The organism is Vibrio sp. 99-8-1 (assembly GCF_013114595.1).
Taxonomy (GTDB): Bacteria; Pseudomonadota; Gammaproteobacteria; order Enterobacterales; family Vibrionaceae; genus Vibrio.
The window spans coordinates 1-20,367 of sequence record NZ_VTXE01000035.1 but is presented as its reverse complement, the minus strand read 5'-3'; the positions used below and the strand labels follow the sequence as shown (position 1 = coordinate 20,367).

Genomic DNA, 20,367 nt, shown 5'->3' with positions numbered 1-20,367 from the left:
CTTACATTTTGCGCTCAACTCACATACTAACCATTTACATGGATTTCAATCGAGAACCAAAGTGTTGGTACACGTAATCATTGTCGAAGCCATCTACATTCTGGCTAGAGAAAATAAGCGGAGTGGCGCCTTGTTTTAATGCTTCCTTTTGAGATTCTACAACCAACATGTTCATGATCATCATGCCTGCTATGCTAGAAAATGCCCCTGTTACTTTACCGTTAACCTGACATAACCCATCACCAGGGGGAACCTGATTGTCGATGACAATATCTGCAATATCCATTAATTTCAGACCAGAGCTATGACGGCTTGGGTATTTAGATGACTGTTCTACGGACGTTATCGCGATAACTGGATGTCCTTTAGTTTTTGCAATTTGTGCAAATTCTATCGGAAGCGCATTTCGTCCAGAATTGGAGATAACCATAACTACGTCATTGGGGGAAATGTTCTGATCATTCCAAATTATTTCAGCCATCCCCGGCAATTTCTCCATTGCCGAACCTCTTAGTGCGCCATCATTGGTGAGCAATACTGAGTCTAAAATAGCATTGATATTGCCAAGGCCGCCGGCACGAATAAACCCTTCTAAACCAATCATGTGCGAATGACCTGTTCCTAAGACTTGTATCATGTTGTCTTTAACGATGGCTTGAGCGAACAACTCTGTTGCCTGAGATAATGCCTTTTGGTTTGCTACCGCAAGCGAGGTGAGCTTTGGCATTAAGCAATTAAGATATTCGGACATTGTTTGTTTCTCCTATTCTGTGTGCCGATTGGTTAACCTTATCAGTTCTATTTTTCGTTAGTGGTACTATTCTATCGACCAATGATACTTTTATTGATTAATGCTCATTGTGTGGCATCATGCGCTGATGTGACGAATTATTCTCAATGGCATTGAATGAAAGCAACGATACAGAAAGTACCGCAAAGGCTTGGCTGGTCATGGCGCTATAAGATGTTAGAAGAAGTTGTCAAACCAGAAAATTGGCATGTTCATCAAGAGTTTGAACTGGTTTTGCATAGAAATTTTCAGGGGAAATCAAGAGTTGCATATTTTGAAGGGAAGATAGAACACAACCAACTGCTTTTGATTGGTCCCGGTGTTGCACATAGTTTTGAATCGTTAAATTCCGACGAACAGAATCCATGTGAAACTCACATAATTTGGTTTCGAGAGGAGTGGATTGCCCAACTCATGTACAGCTGCGCCGAGCTTCGGCAGTTAGCACCTGTAATACAAAATGCCAACAAAGGTTTAAGATTCTCTACGCAAACAGCAGAGAAGGTTTGCCAACATCTAAATGATTTTAATGACCTTTCTCCTATTGGGCAGCTGGCAGTATTAATTCAAATTCTGGGGGAACTATGTGCAGATCAATCACAAATAACACTCTCCTATGCTTCACCGGGCGAACGGGAAAAAACCAGAGGCGATTTCAGCAAAATTGCTCAAGTCTGTGAGTACATCGACAGCCATTACTCATCTGATATTACGTTAATGAAGCTCGCGGATTACATGCATGTGAGTGAAAACACCGTTCATCGTTGGTTTATTCAACATTTTAACGAAAGTTATATCGTTTACTTGACCAAGTTAAGATTGAACCATGCGTCTCAATTACTCACAACGACGTCGCAACCCATAAGTTTAATTGCAGAAAAGGTCGGCTATACCAATCGTTCTAACTTTAATCGTCTGTTTAAAAAATACAAAGGTACTTCGCCTTCGTTATATCGACAGAATTTTAAATGAGTAGGGTGTGGGCATTCTGATTTCTGCGTAACCACATTTTCACTTCTCGCTGTTACAACGAAATAGTAAATGTGCTACCTATCCCTAATTCAGACTCTACGGTTAACGTTCCTTCAAGGTTTTCGACTATTGCGAGTGCTAAGGATAAGCCAAGGCCATACCCTTCAATGTTGCTACGGCTACTGTCGACTCGGTAAAGTCGTTCGAAAATCAGATCTTGATATCTTTGCTCAATGCCAATACCTGTATCTCGGATGGCTATATCTACCTTACCTTCAGCACTTTGCTTCACCTCAATTGTGACTCGCCCTCCTGGTTCCGTGTATTTAATCGCATTATCAACGAGATTAACTAAAACTTGGCTTAGTTTGTCAGGGTCAGACTGAAGAATAAGGCCATCGGTTACATTTACATCAAGCTGAATCTGTTTGTCTTCTGCTACATCTTCATACCAACTCGCCACATTGGCAACAACCTCTGATACATGTGTTGCGGTTTTCTTTGGTGAGCGCTTTCCGGTAAGTTCATCATTAAGCTTCATTAATGTCGTAAGCATATTGTTTGCCTGCATGGCATGCTCAGCACAATCAGCCAAGGCGTGTTTCATGGTTTGTTGGTCTGCGTTATTGAGCAGCGCATCTTGTGAAGCCAGCGTAATACGGGACAAAGGTGTGCGAATATCATGAGCAATAGCATCAACAGTTGTGTTTAGTATTGTGGTGATATGCTGAAGCTTTACAACCGCGGAAAAGACACTAGAGCTGATGATATTGAGTCCTTGTGGCATTTCAGACTCAGTATCGTTTAATTCTAATTGTCCTTTTTTCATCTTATCTAGCAGATCTCCAAAGGTAATTAGTGGCGACAAGGCACTCTGGATGATATTACGTGTAAATATTGCCGTGATCATGACCAATGCTAAAAGGGCATACAGTGTCATTAACCATTGGTTATAAGCAATAAAATATCTGGAACGATTGTCCAAAACAAGCCAAAACTCGTACTCTTCTCCTTGCATGCTCAATGACATAAATGGATTGAATATGAACGTTTGTATCCAAGGCAAGTTCTCATCGATTTTGAAGTGAGTAAACGGAAGATCGGTCACCACGTTTTCATCTCCAGCGACAAAAATAGTCTCTGGTGAAGTGCCACCCTGAATCATATAGGCAGCAATGTTGTTTTCGACTAGCCTGCGAGGGTTTGTTTCTAAAACATGAATCAATTGTTCAGCAGAGTCGTAGGTTAATATACGCTGATACTCCGTCGACATGGATGATAAGATTTTTTTTTCTGTTTGGTAGAGATCATAAAAGAATATCACTCCTATAATCAGCTCTACTAACAACAAGCAGAAAAGTAAGGTTGTCATAAAGCGTACTAATAAATTTCTTTGCGTTTTCGCTAGGGCTTGCTGGATATTATGACTTGAGGACATATCCAACCCCCCGTAGAGTGTGGATTAATGGTGTTGAGAAACCTTTGTCGACTTTGCTGCGAAGTCGGCAAACAAGTACATCCACAACATTGGTTTGCGGGTCAAATTGGTGTCCCCAAACATGCTCAAGAATGGTTGTTTTGGAAATCACAATTTCTGGATTTTCGAGTAACAGTTTCATCAACATAAATTCACGTTGATTGATGGCGATAGTTTGTTGTTTTCTTTGCAACGTGTGCTTGAGAAGGTCAAGACTAAGCGGACCATAATTAAGCTCAAGTGCCTGTGGTGTAGGTAATTTCCCTCGACGCATTAATGATTGGCATCGGGCAAGTAACTCAGTGAATGCAAAAGGCTTTACGAGGTAATCATCAGCGCCAGATTGCAATCCCGTTACTCGCTCTTCCACTGAATGCTTAGCGCTTAGTATTATCACAGGAGTAGAGAACCCTTGGCCCCGCAACTCTGCTAATACTTCAAAGCCATCTTTCTTTGGTAACATTATATCGAGAATAATGACGTCGAAATCTTGAGTTATTGCTTCGTGCAAACCATCAACACCGTCTGTTGAGTGTGTCACACTTATTCCTTCCTGCTGAAAACCATTCAATAAAAATCGCGCGATATGTATGTCATCTTCGATCAATAGTATTTTCATCAATGTCCATTTCTGTCTTAATCTTGGTTTGAATATACTCTACCAATATCCTTTCTTCAGTGTAACCAACATTGCAATTTTGTAATGTTTCGGAAAGCATCTCGTAATCATGTGTTCGTTAGTATGGACCCGCCAATTAAAACAACACTTAAACGGAGTAAACATGAAAACGACAAAACTGACTTTATTAGCGGCAACTCTTGGTTTTTTGAGCTTATCTCATACTGCTGGCGCCTCTGAGAACCAAACTGTTTCCATCACTCAGATTTCGTCAGAAGCAGCTTTTAAACTGGCTCATGAAGCGGTGAGTCAATGTAAGGCAGATGGCTATAAAGTATCTGCGACTGTTGTGGACTTATCAGGTAATGTAATGGCTCAGCTTCGCTCTGACGGCGCAGGTGTTCACACACTAGATAGCTCCCGTCAAAAGGCGTTCACTGTTGTTAGTATGAAGCAGCCATCGGGTAATTTAATGAAGTTAATTGCTGATAAGCCTATCATGCAACCATTGCAGAACATGGACGACAACTTACTGTTCTTAGCTGGTGGTATTTCTGTGCAACTTAACAATGCCATGATAGGAGCAATAGGTGTCGGTGGTGCTCCTGGTGGGCATTTAGATGTTGCTTGTGCGGAAAAAGCGATTAAGAAGTTTTTCTAATAACACTCTATAATCTGGCGGCTCTCTTAATAAACGTTGCTGAAGGCTTAATCTCTAGCTTTGTTAAGTTACTTCAGTAACGTTTGTATATACTCAAGGTGCAGGATTCAGAGCAACATCAACAAGTTCAGTTCAAGAAAGATAGTTGAAGAAATGGGCGTGTTGATGCGCTGCCAAACGGCGACTTTTATTGGCTTCTGCTCTGTGTTACTGATTCTTGCCGTAGAATGACTATGCCTTCAAATCAGTGCCTTGAACAGCCGCTAATAAATTCTCGCTGAATAAGCACCTTGAGTTCATCATCGAAATACGATCTTTGGACTTTTTATACAAATAGATAGTGTGTAATGAACCATAAATACTGGAGATTTTTTAAGCCACATACTGTTATAGGCTCTCCAAAGTGTTACTACCAACGCGATTCAGAAAAATACTCTGACAAATAGTCGATCAGTGCACGAACAGTAGGCGACATATACTTTCTGGAAGAATAGAGAACGTAAATGGTCAGGTCGTCTGGTGTCCAGTCTGGTAACACCTGCTGAAGCTGCCCACTCTCAATGTATTGATTGACCAGGTAGGTTGGCTGAATGGCTAAGCCAGCGCCACACAATTGAGATAAATGGTAGAGGTTCACTACTTCTTAGACCCTATGTGCGGTTGATGTTACGGTGCGTAAATCCAATCTGCATTTACATATCAAACAAAAAGGCGAACCAAACGGTTCGCCTTTAAACTATCAAATCAGATGCTAACTTAGTTAGTCGTGATCAACACCAAAAACTACTCTTCGTAGTTATCAATACTCGGGCACGAACAGATTAAGTTTCGGTCACCGTATACATTATCGACACGGTTTACGGTTGGCCAGTATTTTGATGCTTTTGCTTGCTTCGATGGGAAACATGCCAGTTCGCGAGAGTATGGGTGTTGCCACTCATCCGCAGAGAGATCCACTTGAGTATGCGGTGCATTAACCAGTGGGTTATCTTCTAGCGGCCATTCGCCAGCGAGTACTTTCTTGCTCTCATTACGGATAGCAATCATAGCTTCGCAGAAGCGGTCTAGCTCTTCTAAATCTTCCGACTCAGTTGGCTCGACCATTAATGTACCCGCTACAGGGAACGACATTGTTGGTGCGTGGAAACCGTAGTCCATTAATCGCTTAGCAATGTCTTCTTCACTAATGCCTGTCTCTTCTTTAATAGGACGAATATCGATAATACATTCGTGTGCTACGCGGCCGTTGGTGCCACGGTAAAGTACAGGATAGTGTGGAAGTAGGCGCTCCATCACGTAGTTTGCATTAAGAATCGCGACTTTAGTTGCTTCTTTTAGCCCCGGCTCTCCCATCATAGCAATGTATGCCCAAGAAATAGGCAAGATAGATGCACTACCAAGATCCGCTGCAGATACAGCAAAGTCACTGCCTTCTAGACCATTCTCAATGTGCCCCGGTAAGAAAGGTGCTAGGTGAGATTTAACACCTATCGGTCCCATGCCCGGACCGCCGCCACCGTGTGGAATACAGAACGTTTTGTGAAGGTTAAGGTGCGATACATCAGAGCCAATAAAGCCCGGCGTGGTTAAGCCTACTTGAGCGTTCATGTTGGCACCATCAAGATAAACCTGACCGCCTGCTTCATGAACCATATCACACACTTTTTGTACCTGCTCTTCGTATACCCCGTGTGTAGAAGGGTAGGTGATCATGATGCTGGATAGGTTGTCGCGATGTTTTTCAATTTTCGCGCCTAGGTCATCGATATCGATGTTACCTGCATCGTCACATTTCACTACAACCACTTTCATCGACACCATAGAGGCCGTTGCTGGGTTGGTGCCGTGCGCTGAGCTTGGGATTAAACAGACGTTACGGTGATCATCGCCACGACTTTGATGGTAGCGTTGAATAGCGATTAGACCAGTGTACTCACCAGATGCACCAGAGTTTGGCTGAAGTGATACTTCGTCGTAGCCCGTTATCTCGCAAAGCATGGTTTTAAGTGAAGAGGCTAATGCGCTATAGCCACCCGCTTGCTCGATGGGTGCGAATGGGTGCATGCTGCCAAATTCTGGCCATGTCACAGGGATCATCTCTGCTACGGCATTTAGCTTCATGGTACAGCTGCCAAGCGGAATCATTCCGTGTGTTAGGGAGAAATCTTTATTTTCTAGCTGTTTCAGGTAACGCATCATCTGTGTTTCACTATGGTGCGTATTAAACACTGGGTGCGTTAAGTAGCTAGATTGACGACGACACGACTCAGGAATAGCGGCAAACTCATTGCCAGCAATATCTTTAGACAAGCTGTCGATATCTGCATCTACACCAAATACGGCAAATAGTGCAGCAATATCGTCAGTTTTGGTGGTTTCATCAAAGCTGATACCGATCTTGTCGTCAAACTTGCGTAAGTTGATGTCTGATTGTAGTGCTTTGTTATACAGAGCGTCTGTATTTGCACCAGTTTCAATGGTGATGGTGTCGAAGTAGCTGTTATGAGCCAGTTCGAACCCTGCTTTTGTCAGTCCAGCAGCAAGAATCGCCGTCATATGGTGTGTACGACGAGCAATGGTGCGTAGCCCTTCTGCGCCGTGATAAACCGCGTAGAATGATGCCATATTGGCTAGCAAAGCTTGCGCAGTACAGATATTGGATGTCGCTTTTTCACGACGAATATGCTGTTCACGTGTTTGCATTGCCATACGCAACGCTTGGTTGCCTTTTTTATCGATGGAAACACCAATGACACGTCCCGGCATAGTACGTTTGTGTTTGTCACGCGTTGCCATAAATGCAGCGTGAGGACCACCGTATCCCATTGGAACACCAAATCGTTGTGCGCTACCAATAACGACATCTGCGCCCATTTCACCCGCTGGTTTAAGTAGGGCAGAGGCTAATAGATCAGTGGCAACAGTAACCAATGTTTTATTGGCTTGAGCGGCGGCGATGACGTCGGTTAAGTCTGTTACTTCACCTGTAGTCGATGGGTATTGTAGTAAGGCACCAAATACATCTTGTTCTGGTAATGTCGCAACACTGCCAACCATTACTTCAAATCCGATAAATGCCGCTCTTGTTTTTACTACTTCTAATGTTTGTGGATGGACGTCATCTGCAACAAAAAATACTTTGCTTTTACTTTTGCCAGCACGCTTACACAGGGTCATTGCTTCACCGGCAGCGGTTGCTTCGTCAAGCAGCGAAGCGTTGGCAATTTCCATGCTGGTTAAATCCATAACCATTTGCTGGAAGTTAAGAAGCGCTTCTAATCGACCTTGCGAGATCTCAGGTTGATACGGCGTATACGCGGTATACCAGCCCGGATTTTCCATAACGTTACGTAGAATAACGTTAGGAACAAATGTGTTGTAGTAACCCTGACCAATGAACGTACGCTTTAGTTGGTTTAAATCGGCAAAAGATTTAATTTTTTTAAGCATATCGGCTTCGCTTAATGCTGCTTCTAATGTAAGCGGCTGCTCTAGGCGGATTGCTTCTGGTACGGTCTGTTCTATCAGTTGCTCAAGCGTATCGACGTTAACCGTGGATAGCATTTTTGCTTGGTCTGCCTTATTAGGGCCGTTATGTCTGCCAACAAATTCATGTTGTGTGCTTAGGTGGTGAAGTAATTCTGTCATTTTTTCGTTTACCTTATATACCTGTTAGGTATAAAGAAGCTGCTCATGGTGAGCAGCCTTTTTACCATCAACCTAAATTAATCTTCTTCGATGCTGTTTAGGTAGTCTTCTGCATTTGTTAGTGCGTCAAGTTCTGAAGGATCGCTCATTTTGATTTTTACAATCCAGCCACCTTCATAGGACTCTTCGTTGATAAGCTCAGGGCTATCTTCTAGCTCTTCATTGACTTCAACGATTTCACCAGTAATCGGTGTATAGATATCAGAAGCCGCTTTTACAGATTCAACGAGCGAAAAGCTTTCGCCTGCTTCTACTTCTGTTTCTGCTTCTGGCAGGTCAACAAATACTACGTCGCCAAGCATTTGCTGAGCGTGCTCTGAAATTCCAAGAGTTACAGTTCCGTCGCCATTGTCTTTAATCCACTCATGGCTTTCTGCAAACTTTAGGGTCATATCCATTCTTATTGTCTCCAAAGATAATATTCAATCAAATTACTGGTAAAGCGGAAAACGGTTGCACAGTTCTTTTACTTGTTTACGAACTTTTTGCTCAACCTCAGGGTTACCTTCAGGGCTTTCTACTAAGCCATCAAGTACATCACCTATCCACTCTCCAATGAGTTTAAATTCTTCACTACCGAATCCTCGGCTGGTTCCGGCTGGCGTACCTAAGCGAATGCCAGATGTTATCATAGGCTTCTCTGTGTCAAATGGAATGCCATTTTTGTTACATGTGATCCCTGCACGTTCTAATGCTTCTTCTGTACTGTTTCCTTTCAACCCTTTAGGTCGAAGATCCACCAACATTAGGTGAGTATCGGTTCCGCCGGTAACAATGTCACAGCCACGATTTTGTAGCACTTCTGCGAGTACTTTTGCGTTCTCAACAACAGCGTCGATGTAGGTGCTAAATTCTGGGCCTAACGCTTCGCCAAATGCCACGGCTTTAGCCGCGATAACGTGCATTAGCGGACCACCTTGTAGACCTGGGAATACCGCAGAGTTGATCTTTTTATTAATCTCTTCGTGGTTGGTTAATATCATGCCACCACGAGGACCGCGTAATGTTTTGTGCGTGGTTGTTGTTACAACATGTGCATGAGGAAGCGGGCTTGGATGAGCGCCTGTTGCAATAAGGCCTGCGATGTGGGCCATGTCGACCATTAATAGTGCGCCAACTTCATCAGCAATGGCTCTAAATTTAGCAAAATCAATGGTTCGTGGAATTGCAGATCCGCCAGCAATGATCATTTTTGGCTGATGCTCTTTTGCTAGTTCTAGTACGGCATCATAATCAATTTCTAATGTGTCTCTATCTACACCATATTGAACGGCATTAAACCATTTGCCGGAAAGGGCAGGACGTGCTCCGTGAGTAAGGTGACCACCCGCATCCAGTGACATACCTAAAATAGTATCGCCCGGTTGCAATAGTGCTAACTTAACCGCGCCATTTGCTTGGGCGCCTGAGTGAGGTTGAACGTTTGCATATTCGCATTTGAATAAAGACTTAGCTCGTTCGATAGCAAGTGCTTCGACGGTATCAACATGTTCGCAGCCACCGTAGTAACGACGACCCGGATAACCTTCGGCATACTTGTTGGTCAAACAGGTTCCCTGTGCCTGCATTACCGCTTTAGAGACGATGTTTTCTGAGGCAATCAGTTCTATTTGTTCATTTTGACGGCTGTTTTCTTGCTGAATAGCGGCAAACACTGCGTCATCAGTAGCAGATAGGTTGGTTGAGAAAAAACTCTCTAAACTGTGATTTTGAAATGATTTATGCACGGGAGTGACTCCTTCCTTTAACCAATTAAATGGTCTGTTTCACGCTGATAGTATTGAGTAGAGTTTTGCTTTAGTAGTGAGAGCTGGCTCTCGTTTATAGATGCAAAACCACTAAACTACTCTCTGTTTTTATAACTAGTTCGTAACATAACCATAGTTTTTTAATTAATCAATCAAAAAATTTCCAATAGGAAACATAATCTCGTATGGTTAGTGGTAACAGGTGTATGTTTGTTGCATTTTTGCAGTGATTTTCTGACACAGAGCAGATAAATTGTTTCACCGTATAAAAGAGAGGTAAAACCTGATATGGCCGAAGATATATTTGATGAGTACCCGTCTATTAAGCTTGAAAGAGAGAGTGCTGATGGAGTAATTGAACCACTCAAGCTTGGTCAAAAAATAAAAAATGTAAGAACTAAGATGGGGATCACATTAGAAGAGGCCAGCCAGCGAACCGGATTGGCTCGTTCTACATTATCTAAGATTGAAAATGAGCAGATATCGCCAACTTTTCAGGCGATGCAAAAGCTGGCAATGGGGTTGCAGATTGATATGCCTCAGCTGTTTGAACCGCCTAAATCCCAAGCGGCATCAGGGCGCAGGGATATTACTAAGAAAGATGAGGGCAAACCTCACCCGACACAAACTTACGAACATGAACTGCTGGCAACACAGCTTTCAAATAAAAAGATGATGCCGTTTAAAAGTCGTATTCGCGCCCGAAAGTTTGAAGACTATAGCGATTGGGTTAAGCACGATGGTGAGGAGTTTCTGCTTATTCTGCAAGGTGAAGTGACGCTCTATACCGAGTTCTATGAGCCTATAAACCTGAAAGAAGGGGATAGCGTTTATTACGACGCTAATATGGGGCATATGCTGACTTCTATAAGCGAAGAAGATGCACTGATTTTATGGGTTACCGCGAGGTAACCTTTTTTGTTTTGTTTCCCGGTAGAAACTTTACCCCTTTCTCATTTCTTATCATAAACCGATTTAAAAGATGACCAAATGTAAACAATCTGTTATTAATGTTTCCCTGAATGGAAAATGTTTATTATTGGAAACAGGACTCCCGCAAACCTAAAGGAGAAAGCGATGACTGATCTACAACAAACACCTTTACATGCACTTCACGTTGAGGCCGGCGCAAAAATGGTCCCTTTTGCTGGTTTTGATATGCCAGTTCAATATGCATTGGGTGTGAAAAAAGAGCATTTACATACCCGAGATGCGGCGGGTCTATTTGACGTTTCTCATATGGGACAACTTCGTTTAAAAGGTGCTAATGCGGCTAAAACATTAGAGGCTCTGGTACCTGTCGATATTATTGATTTGCCTGCAGGTAAACAGCGCTATGCGTTCTTTACTAATGAGCAGGGCGGAATTTTAGACGATCTCATGGTGACTAATTTTGGTGATCATATTTTTGTGGTCGTTAATGCGGCATGTAAAGAGCAAGACATTGCCCACCTACAAGCGAATTTACTCGATGGAGTAGAACTAGAGCTTATAAACGACCGTGCGTTACTTGCATTGCAAGGGCCGAAAGCTGCAGAAGTGCTGGCATCTATAGAGCCAAAAGTGGCGGACATGTTGTTTATGGATGCGCAGATTATCGAGCTGGATGGTATTGAGTGCTATGTAAGCCGTTCAGGTTATACCGGTGAAGATGGCTTTGAGATCTCTGTACCAGCAGATAAAGCTGCGTCTTTTGCTCGCAAACTAACCGATCATAGCTTGGTGGAATGGATTGGACTTGGTGCGCGTGATTCATTGCGTCTGGAGTGTGGTTTGTGTTTATACGGACACGATTTAGATACGACCACGACACCAGTAGAAGCTAGCCTATTATGGGGTATCAGCAAGAACCGCCGTACAGATGGCGAGCGCGCAGGTGGTTTCCCGGGGGCTGACATTATCCTTAATCAAATTATAACAAAAGACGTAGCCAGAAAGCGTGTAGGTTTAGTAGGACAAACTAAAGCACCAGTACGTGAAGGCTGTGAATTGTTTGATCAGGATGGTAATAAAGTCGGTGTTGTCACCAGTGGTACCGCGGGTCCTACAGCAGGTAAACCGGTTTCTATGGGCTATGTTGCTACTGAGTTAGCGGTTGTTGGAACGGAAGTCTTTGCTGAAGTTCGCGGTAAAAAGCTGGCAATGACTATTGAGAAAATGCCGTTTGTACCGCAACGTTATTATCGCGGCTAACTAGTAATGAGAATTATTCTCTTTTAAAGTCTTTTAATTTCATGTAACATTATCAATAAGATAGATACAGAAGAGAAAGTATCAGCTTAACGCAGGTGCTTTCTCTTTTTTGTTGCAATATTTATTGATGATTCGATTACTAATTGAGTTTGTATTTAGATCACCTATCATTATATTATCGGTCACATATGGGCCTTATCCATTATGGCTAATGATAAAGTACACATGAAGTTTGATGTTTTTTAAGTGGTAATATGAGAAAAGCTTGGTTTTTTAGTACAGTTTTCCTACTCAGTAGCCTAGCTATAAAGGCGGCTACCATTACGCCTTATATAGTGAACGGCACACCAACAACGTCAATCGCTCATCCAACCTTTGCTAGTATTTACACCTATGCTGACTTTCACGATGGTTCTTATTTATCTGGTGCTCGATGCGGAGCGACCGTACTTAATAGTACCCACATACTAACCGCTGCTCACTGTGTATCGAATAAGGATATTTCTGCTTTCCTACAAGAGTTTACGATAGTCCTTCCTCAATTAAGTAATCAGGCTGACTTTGATGAAATTCCAGAGTTTCTTGCTACAACTAAGTATTGGGTGTCCGATATATTTGTTCATCCTAGCTACAACGACAGTACAATTGAAAACGATATTGCGATATTACGTTTAGAAACTGCGCTTCCAGGGACGATTCCAAGTGTCAATATTGTTGGTAATCAAAATGAGTATAGAGGGCTGGCAAGCCAAAATTATATAGCCGTTGGACATGGGAATACTCAAACGGGTGTGGATTCTACTACCCAGTTACAGCAAACGACCCTTAATTTGGTGGCTAATGCTCTGTGCGGCTATTCTGGGGTGGCACCTGCAACTCAGCTCTGTATGGCGGGGGCGGCTATTATGAACAATCTTGAAAATGCCACATGCCAAGGTGATTCGGGCGGTCCTTTATATTGGACCGATACTGTGCCTAACCCTGATGTTACCTATCAAGTTGGTATTACTAGTTATGGACCGGGTACGCCATATACTTGTGGGAGTACCACTTTTCCTGGAGCAACTTCTGTTTTTACTGAAGTCGTAGATTATCAGCCATGGATAGCGGATATCATTGCAAATACAGGATCAGCAACAGAAAATACGGCTAGAGAAGCGACGCCTTCAGATGGCGCCAGAAATGTTTATCGAGCGAATAACACTGCAAACGACTTTGTCTCTCAACCTTCGGTTTCTGCACCATCCAGTTCTTCAGGCTCTAGCGGTGGATCAATACCATTGTGGCTATTACTGTTCTTGCCAGTAATCACCTACGTTAGGCAAAGACGCCTTTAAACCATTTCAAAAAGCTAGTGTAGTACGAAACTATTTATCTATGATCAATAGGCAGACTTGAAGAGATGGCATTCTACTACAGTATCAATTTCTCAACTTACGCCAACAACACTTTCATTAAATCGCGTCAAGTTTCCCTTATTTAAGGGGGCTGATAACCTTGCATGAAGATTATACCCTTGTCGCGGTTTATTGAACGGGTTGATGCAGAATATCACCCCGTAATCATTGATAGCGGAAATGATTATCCTAGTCAGTGACCGGGACAGTGGCTCTAGTGGTGGAGGTGAATCGACGCCATTGTGGTGATTAGTCTTACCGGCCATCTGACGCAATTAAGAAGACGAACACGACACTATCAATGAAGGTAATAAGAGAAAAAAAAGGAGCATAAAGCTCCTTTTTTCTTGTGCAATTATGTGTGAGATTTGTATCAGAATATCATATGGGCGATACCCGCGATCACAGGCAGGGTGATCAAGGTACGCAAAATGAAGATAACAAACAGCTCAACTATATTGACTGGAATGCGGCTACCCAATAGCAATGCACCTACTTCAGACATGTAAATTAACTGAGTAACTGACATCGCTGCAACAACAAAACGAGTTAGCTCACTGTCTACTGAAGAGATAATAATCGCAGGTAAGAACATGTCTGCAAAGCCAACGACCATGGTCTCTGAGGCGGCAACAGCATCAGGAATAGCAAGCAGTTCCAGAAACGGAACGAATGGCTTACCAAGTATTGCAAACACAGTGGTGTATTCAGCGACGATTAAAGCAATGGTTCCTAAGCCCATAACAACAGGCAAAACGCCAAACACCATATCAACGGCATTTTCAATGCCATCATTAATAACACGCTTAATGCTTGTTACTGTCGACGCTTTTTTCAAAGCCAGCTTAATGCCCCATGAAAATACGCCATGTCCTTCAGGAATCACGTCAACATCTTTATCCGGTGCACTGTTGTCGACATAAAGATCTTTTTTAAGGCTTAACGGTGGAATTCGCGGAATTATAATCGCCGCGACAATACCAGCCAAACAGATAGAACCATAAAATGGAATAAAGTATTGCTCTAACTTAACTTGTGCCAGTACTACAAGGCTAAAGGTAATGGAAACCGCAGAGAATGTGGTTCCAACGACAGCCGCTTCTCTCTGGGTATAAAACTTGTTCTCGTATTGCTTAGTGGTCAGCAAGATACCTACGCTGCCATCACCTAACCAAGACGCCATACAGTCGATAGCCGAGCGACCGGGTAAATTAAATACTGGGCGCATGACTTTACTTAAAATGGTGCCAAACAGTTCTAATAGGCCAAAATTAAGTAATAATGGCAGCAACATTCCTGCAAATATAAATACGGCAAACAGTGTTGGCAGCAAGCCTTCGAGTACTAATCCACCGGTATTCGCTTCCCATACTGCTTCTGGACCAACCTTGAAATAGGTCATCGCAACGGCTAATCCACCGATAACTCTTACCGCTAACCAGAGTGGTGACGGAGTAAATAAGCGATGCAAAAAAGCGTTCTTAGCGATAAATGAAGGCTGAACGGCTCTGTATAGTAAAGAACTGATTGCCATGAAGCTGATGATTATCGTAACTACGGTAACCAAGTACGCGTCCATAACACTGATAAGGGATTTTGCCAGAACAGCTACTGGGATGGTTAAATCTCCGTTGTAGCTAACAGGTGCCATAAAGAGGAATAGGCCAAGTAGTGACGGGATGAGAAATACCCAAAATGTGCTTTTATTCTGTGGTGTCTCTGTGGTCTCTGAATTGTTTTGCATTTTATGTCTCTAAATAACAAGTCGTTTTGTTGCCATATCCTTTGGCGCTGTTATTTTTTATACATCCATATCAAAATCGTGTGCGAAGATTAACGATAATCATCGTTCATTGCAATACTATTCACTAATAAAGGAATAATATGCAGTAATTTCATACTGTAAAGTAATGGCTTTGAGCGATTTATATACAGTTATATGTTTTCTCAATAGTAATTATAGTAAGAATATTAATCCCAAATATATGCATAACTACCAGTGCGAATGTGAATGATAAATCAGCCGAACATAGTGTGTTACCTTGGCTTATTTACCATGCAGAGTACGTTATAATCACTAACTTGTAAGAGCATTAAGTCACGGTACCGTAAATTTATTCTATATCTACTTAACTATCTTGGTGAAACTTTACCGATAGCGCTAGTTCATTTCTGCTACAAAAGCGCGAATTTCTGCATATCCGTCATATGAATAAAGGTGATATTAAAAATCATCACATCAAATGTTGCCATACTATTGATTGTTGTATTTAGTGCTAATTTAGTCTCATTTATTGATTTTATTCTCTATCCTTTAGTCAAAAAAGTTATTGATTAGTCCGGTAATTTTAAATTATATAAAACATTGTGTTGGTGTACCGTGCTGCAATCGTTTACTTGAATATAAAATGTTCTTTATATACCTTTTTTGAATTATAATTAGATCTACATCTCGTTTTATGTGAAACAAGTTGAGAAGGCAAACATGCTAAATTACAAAAATAAGAGTATTGGTTTTCAATTGAGGCTAGTCGTTGCCCTTTGCTTAGTTATTGCTTTTGGTGCAATCGGAGTGATGGCTTACCAAAATGCGTCAAAGGTTTTGTTAAATAAAACATTAAATGAACATCAACATCGTGTGGAAGCTTTAGCCAGCGTATTAGAAGGCGAGTTCCAGACAATATTAGACAGTGCCAAGAGTTTAGAATCGGCATTTCGCAATGGTTATTTGGCGGGTGTTTATCTTGAAGATAGAACGGTTGAGTTTGCTGGTAAGCAAGTAAGAGACATTACTCAGTTTGGTGAGTCGTTGGTAGGAGACACTAAGCTAGTTGATGCCTTTACCCGAGATACGGGTTCAATTGCAACTCTATTTGTTCCGACTGGAAATGACTTTATTCGCGTTTCAACCTCACTGAAAGATCAAGCGGGTAACCGAGCTGTGGGAAGCATGCTGGGTAGTAATCATCCCGGTTATCAACAGCTTAAGAGTGGCCAGCCTTATTATGCCAAAGTGATTCTTTTTGACATGCCATACCTCACATATTATCAACCGATTGTGACGTCGAACGGATCTATTATGGGGATCTCTTTTATTGGCGTTCCTGTAGAAAAAGCGACGGCTCAGATCTTTGCTAAATTGGGCGAAATGACATGGGGTGACAGTGGTTTTACCAGCATTATTGATAATAGTGAGCAGTCAAAAGGCAGATACTTACTACATCCTTCAAAAAGGATAAATGATCAGCCAATCCAAACTGAACGTGATGTAAATGGCAATGCTGTGTTTAATGAACTGTTTGCCAATAGCGACGGTGTGATCCAGTACAACTTAACAGACGACTCGGCTCAAGAACGATACATCGCTTACGCAGAAGTACCGGGTTGGGACTGGAAAATAATAGGTGGAACCTATGTTTCTGAAGTGACCAAAGAGAGTTTAGACCTATTTAAAACCATTCTAATGATTTCTGTGGTGGTTGGTCTGCTTACCTTTGTTGTTGTGAGCCTCTTTTTATCACGCATTATTAAACCGTTAGAAACCTTGTCTGCCTATATGGATAGATTTGGTAAAGGCGAAGTAAGCTTGTCTATCAATAGGGGCGATGATACTTCTAAAAATGAAATTGTTCGTTTAACTAACGGCATGAGTGATATGGCGGCAAAACTGAATAGTTTGGTTGGCGATATTCGTGGCACCAGTGATACGGTTTACCAACAAGCTAACGGTGTTTACCAAGACGCGCAAAATAGTTTAGTACAGTCCGATAAACAGCAACAACGCGTAGAGCAAGTGGTAACAGCGGTAGAAGAGATGGCAACATCGGCGCAGTCTGTTGCAGGGCAAGTAGAGTCCATCGCGGCAAGTGTTAAACAAGCGAATGATAACAGCCAATCAGGTTTAACCATTGTAGAGCAGGTGAGCAGTGATATGGCTGCGCTTAATGGCCTGCTAGAGCAATCTGCAATCGCCATTGATAGTGTGGCAAAAGACAGTGACGGTATTCAAGATGTCACGAGAATGATTGATGAAATCGCAGAGCAGACCAACTTACTGGCGTTAAATGCTGCCATTGAAGCTGCGAGAGCGGGAGAGCAAGGAAGAGGCTTTGCGGTTGTTGCGGATGAAGTACGAACGCTAGCGCATCGTACTCAAACGTCGGTTCAAGAAGTCGTGGCCATTATCAATAAACTTCAGCAATCTACATCTGGGGCAGTGGCGTTAATGCATGATAGCCAAAATAACGCGACTCAAGTGTTGGAGAGAACCAGTCAGGCTGGCGATGCGTTGCAGTCTATCGCACAACAGGTGAGTGAGATTTCAGAACAGTCTGAAACTATAGCAGCAACGTCTGATCAACAAGCGATGGTTTCTCAAGAGATTGCGGAAAGTATCTCTGACATCAATAAGCTAAACAGTGAAACGCGAGAAGTAACTGCTCAGTCAGCCAATAGTGCTGAGAGTTTACAATCTCAATCGACAGAGCTGAAAAAGCAGGTGGATTTTTTCCACTAAACCCAGTTCGGTAATGACGCAAAAAGACCAGCTTTCGAGCTGGTCTTTTTTGTCTGATGTAAAAGTAAGTAAAGCTAAGTGTGAGCTGACGTCTAAATTGTTATATTATATCATTTTGCCTTATGGTAGTCTTTCTGTAATAGTTAATGAGCTGCTATGTCAGCTATCACTAGTAGACTTTTCTTGTATATTTTTACTGCTGTTTGACTGGATTAATTTGTGTTAAAAACGTTATTTTCTCGATTGGGCAACCTGTTTTCGCCTGATATCTCTTTGCGTACTAAGTGTCTATTAGTACTGTTTCCTGTTGTATTAATTGTGATTTTTGCTTTGTTAGGTTCCATGGATTCATCGGGACGAAAAGAACTCACACTTCAGTTTAATGAAATGCCGTCGTATCCTGACCGGCAAAACATAGAGCCAACCATTTCTTATGATTCCGCCCCTGATTTTCGTTATCAGATTCAAAAAGGGGACAACTTAAGCGCTATTTTTACTCGCTTAGGTTTCAACTATTCCGATCTATTGAAGATCATGGAAACCGACTTAAACTATCTCATGCTAGACACCTTGATGCCGGGTAATACCTTGCTGTTTTGGGCTGGGGAAGAGAAGACAACGCTAGAAAAAATGGTGTTGCAGTTTAACATTGCTGATCAAGTTTCTTATGTTCTTTTGGATGATGGCAGTTACGAGTACAAAGACATTTCCATTGCTGGTGAGTGGAAAATGGCCGCCATTACTGGCGAAATTCAAGGTAACTTCTCTCTCTCTGCAAACAAAGCAGGCTTAGGGAAAAATGAAATCGAACAGGTTAATACCCTGTTGAAGGACAAAATTAATTTTGCTCGCGACTTACGAGCGGGAGATAAGTTTGAGATAGTTGAGAATCGCCAGTATGTTGGCGACAAACTGTCTGGAAACAAAGAAGTCGCGGCTATCCGAATTCACAACCGGGGTAAAACAGTAACGGCTTATCTTCATTCAGATGGTCAATATTACGATAAGAATGGTGATAGTTTGCAAAGAGCATTCCAGCGCTATCCAACCAATAAGCGTTATCGTATCTCGTCCTCCTTTAATCCTAAACGTAAGCATCCCGTCACAGGTCGGATTTCGCCACACAATGGGACAGACTTTGCGGTGGGTATTGGCACCCCAGTCTATGCGACTGGAGACGGCAAAGTCATTCTGACAAAGAATCACCCTTATGCCGGTAAGTATATTGTTATTCAACACGGTAGCAGCTATAAAACTCGCTTCTTGCATTTAAGTAAAATCTTAGTGAAGAAAGGACAAAAAGTGTCTCGCGGTCAGCGCATCGCTCTATCGGGGAACACGGGTCGTTCAACAGGACCACATCTTCATTATGAGTTTATTATCCGAGGACGTCCGGTAAACGCGATGACGGCAAATATTCCTATGGCTAGCTCAGTGCCTACAAAAGAGCTCGACGAGTTTAAAACTAAGATTGCAAGCTACAATGAGCTACTTGGCCAAACTTACGCCAATAACCTAAATTAGCCCATACATATTGGCGGGCGTTGGGTATAATGCGCTATCAGAATTTGGAGTTTAGTTATGTTACAAAATGAATTTGAGGTATTGGTTAATGCCTTATGTGAGAAACAGAGCCTACCTGATGCGTTAGAGATGCTTAAAAAAAGTGAAGATGAAGACATCGCTCAAGCTGCGGAATCTTTAGTAGGTCAGTTTGCCTTGGCGGATGTTGAAGGAGAGAAGCGTATTTATCACGTTTCTCTACAAGAGAATGACCAAGGTGAAGAGGAAGAATTTGTAGAGCATGTTATGAACGAAGGCGATGACATTATTAAGTTTATTGCTTGGTTCTTTTTTGCCATGTTTGATGTAAAACAAAAAGAGACCTATCAGTTGGCTGGAAAAACCTATAAGCAACCCAAAAGAAGTTAATTGCTTCTATGATTAATTGATATGACTGAATCTCATTTGGTTAATACATAAGGAGTTGTTTGTGTCAGTTTACCCTACAAAGTGGATTGTTCTGTTGGTCGGATTACTATTTTTGGCTGGTTGTTGTAATGGCTCTGGTCCAGGGCCTCGGGCGTATGTTGATGTTCAAACAACAGTACAGCAGCAGAGCTGAATGCACGAAACAGTAAAAACTCAATGTTAAAAGGGAAACCATAGTGGTTTCCCTTTATTGTATGCAGAAAACCCCCAGCTAGGCTGGGGGTTCCGTAAAGCTTACAGCTATGAGTCAGTTATAAAACCCCTTTCAATTTGTTAAAACCTCCTTGTGGTCTG

16 protein-coding genes are annotated in these 20,367 nt (G+C 42.2%); 8 read left to right on the top strand and 8 right to left on the bottom strand.

Translation table 11 applies throughout. The annotated features are described in order from the left end of the window. Positions 1-34: 34 nt before the first annotated feature. Entirely contained in the window at positions 35-751 is a 717-nt protein-coding gene (locus F0227_RS17540; RefSeq protein ID WP_171754543.1) for a sugar isomerase domain-containing protein, read from the bottom strand. Positions 752-907: 156 nt separating this feature from the next. Between F0227_RS17540 and F0227_RS17535 the strand changes: the two genes are divergently transcribed. Then, a complete protein-coding gene (locus tag F0227_RS17535) occupies positions 908-1,762 on the top strand; it encodes an AraC family transcriptional regulator (protein WP_171754542.1) in 855 nt (284 codons plus the stop codon). A 52-nt stretch (positions 1,763-1,814) separates the two neighbouring features. Here the strand turns inward: F0227_RS17535 and F0227_RS17530 are convergent, their stop codons facing one another. Together F0227_RS17530 and F0227_RS17525 are read right to left on the bottom strand one after the other, a co-directional pair. After that, positions 1,815-3,200, bottom strand: coding sequence for a HAMP domain-containing sensor histidine kinase (locus F0227_RS17530; RefSeq protein WP_171754541.1), 1,386 nt, complete (start codon positions 3,198-3,200; stop codon positions 1,815-1,817). Further along, a complete protein-coding gene (locus tag F0227_RS17525) occupies positions 3,184-3,858 on the bottom strand; it encodes a response regulator transcription factor (protein ID WP_171754540.1) in 675 nt (224 codons plus the stop codon). Before F0227_RS17525 ends, F0227_RS17530 begins: the two co-directional genes overlap by 17 nt. A 163-nt stretch (positions 3,859-4,021) precedes the next feature. Here F0227_RS17525 and F0227_RS17520 point away from each other — a divergent pair, with 163 nt between their 5' ends. Then, complete coding sequence (locus F0227_RS17520) at positions 4,022-4,519, top strand: heme-binding protein (RefSeq protein ID WP_171754539.1); 498 nt, start codon at positions 4,022-4,024, stop codon at positions 4,517-4,519. Positions 4,520-4,928: 409 nt separating this feature from the next. Here F0227_RS17520 and F0227_RS17515 read toward each other — a convergent pair whose 3' ends face one another. The 4 genes from F0227_RS17515 to F0227_RS17500 all read right to left on the bottom strand — a co-directional run bounded on the left by F0227_RS17515 (position 4,929) and on the right by F0227_RS17500 (position 9,954). Further along, positions 4,929-5,156, bottom strand: coding sequence for a LysR substrate-binding domain-containing protein (locus tag F0227_RS17515; protein ID WP_345775812.1), 228 nt, complete (start codon positions 5,154-5,156; stop codon positions 4,929-4,931). Between the two features lie 146 nt (positions 5,157-5,302). Continuing rightward, positions 5,303-8,167: an aminomethyl-transferring glycine dehydrogenase gene (gene gcvP / locus F0227_RS17510; protein WP_171754538.1), complete on the bottom strand. Its 2,865-nt coding sequence runs from the start codon at positions 8,165-8,167 to the stop codon at positions 5,303-5,305. A 77-nt stretch (positions 8,168-8,244) separates the two neighbouring features. After that, positions 8,245-8,625 carry a glycine cleavage system protein GcvH gene (gcvH, locus tag F0227_RS17505; protein ID WP_171754537.1) on the bottom strand — a complete coding sequence of 127 codons (381 nt, stop codon included), beginning with the start codon at positions 8,623-8,625 and terminating at the stop codon, positions 8,245-8,247. 33 nt (positions 8,626-8,658) lie between these two features. Then, positions 8,659-9,954: a serine hydroxymethyltransferase gene (locus F0227_RS17500; RefSeq protein ID WP_171754536.1), complete on the bottom strand. Its 1,296-nt coding sequence runs from the start codon at positions 9,952-9,954 to the stop codon at positions 8,659-8,661. A 309-nt stretch (positions 9,955-10,263) separates the two neighbouring features. Between F0227_RS17500 and F0227_RS17495 the strand changes: the two genes are divergently transcribed. From F0227_RS17495 to F0227_RS17485, 3 genes are all read left to right on the top strand, one after another. Continuing rightward, positions 10,264-10,887, top strand: a complete 624-nt coding sequence (locus tag F0227_RS17495; RefSeq protein WP_171754535.1) for an XRE family transcriptional regulator — start codon at positions 10,264-10,266, stop codon at positions 10,885-10,887. Positions 10,888-11,052: 165 nt separating this feature from the next. Next, entirely contained in the window at positions 11,053-12,168 is a 1,116-nt protein-coding gene (gcvT, locus tag F0227_RS17490) for a glycine cleavage system aminomethyltransferase GcvT (protein ID WP_171754534.1), read from the top strand. Positions 12,169-12,422: 254 nt separating this feature from the next. Continuing rightward, positions 12,423-13,505 carry a serine protease gene (locus F0227_RS17485; RefSeq protein ID WP_171754533.1) on the top strand — a complete coding sequence of 361 codons (1,083 nt, stop codon included), beginning with the start codon at positions 12,423-12,425 and terminating at the stop codon, positions 13,503-13,505. A 433-nt stretch (positions 13,506-13,938) separates the two neighbouring features. Here the strand turns inward: F0227_RS17485 and F0227_RS17480 are convergent, their stop codons facing one another. After that, positions 13,939-15,309 carry a YjiH family protein gene (locus F0227_RS17480; RefSeq protein ID WP_171754532.1) on the bottom strand — a complete coding sequence of 457 codons (1,371 nt, stop codon included), beginning with the start codon at positions 15,307-15,309 and terminating at the stop codon, positions 13,939-13,941. 741 nt (positions 15,310-16,050) lie between these two features. Between F0227_RS17480 and F0227_RS17475 the strand changes: the two genes are divergently transcribed. The 3 genes from F0227_RS17475 (at position 16,051) to F0227_RS17465 (ending at position 20,013) form a co-directional block, all read left to right on the top strand. Then, a complete protein-coding gene (locus F0227_RS17475; RefSeq protein WP_171754531.1) occupies positions 16,051-18,081 on the top strand; it encodes a methyl-accepting chemotaxis protein in 2,031 nt (676 codons plus the stop codon). A gap of 252 nt (positions 18,082-18,333) precedes the next feature. Beyond that, complete coding sequence (locus tag F0227_RS17470; protein WP_301338377.1) at positions 18,334-19,605, top strand: peptidoglycan DD-metalloendopeptidase family protein; 1,272 nt, start codon at positions 18,334-18,336, stop codon at positions 19,603-19,605. Positions 19,606-19,662: 57 nt separating this feature from the next. Beyond that, positions 19,663-20,013 (top strand): hypothetical protein, encoded by a 351-nt coding sequence (locus F0227_RS17465; protein ID WP_171754530.1) that lies wholly within the window; start codon positions 19,663-19,665, stop codon positions 20,011-20,013. Positions 20,014-20,367 lie beyond the last annotated feature (354 nt).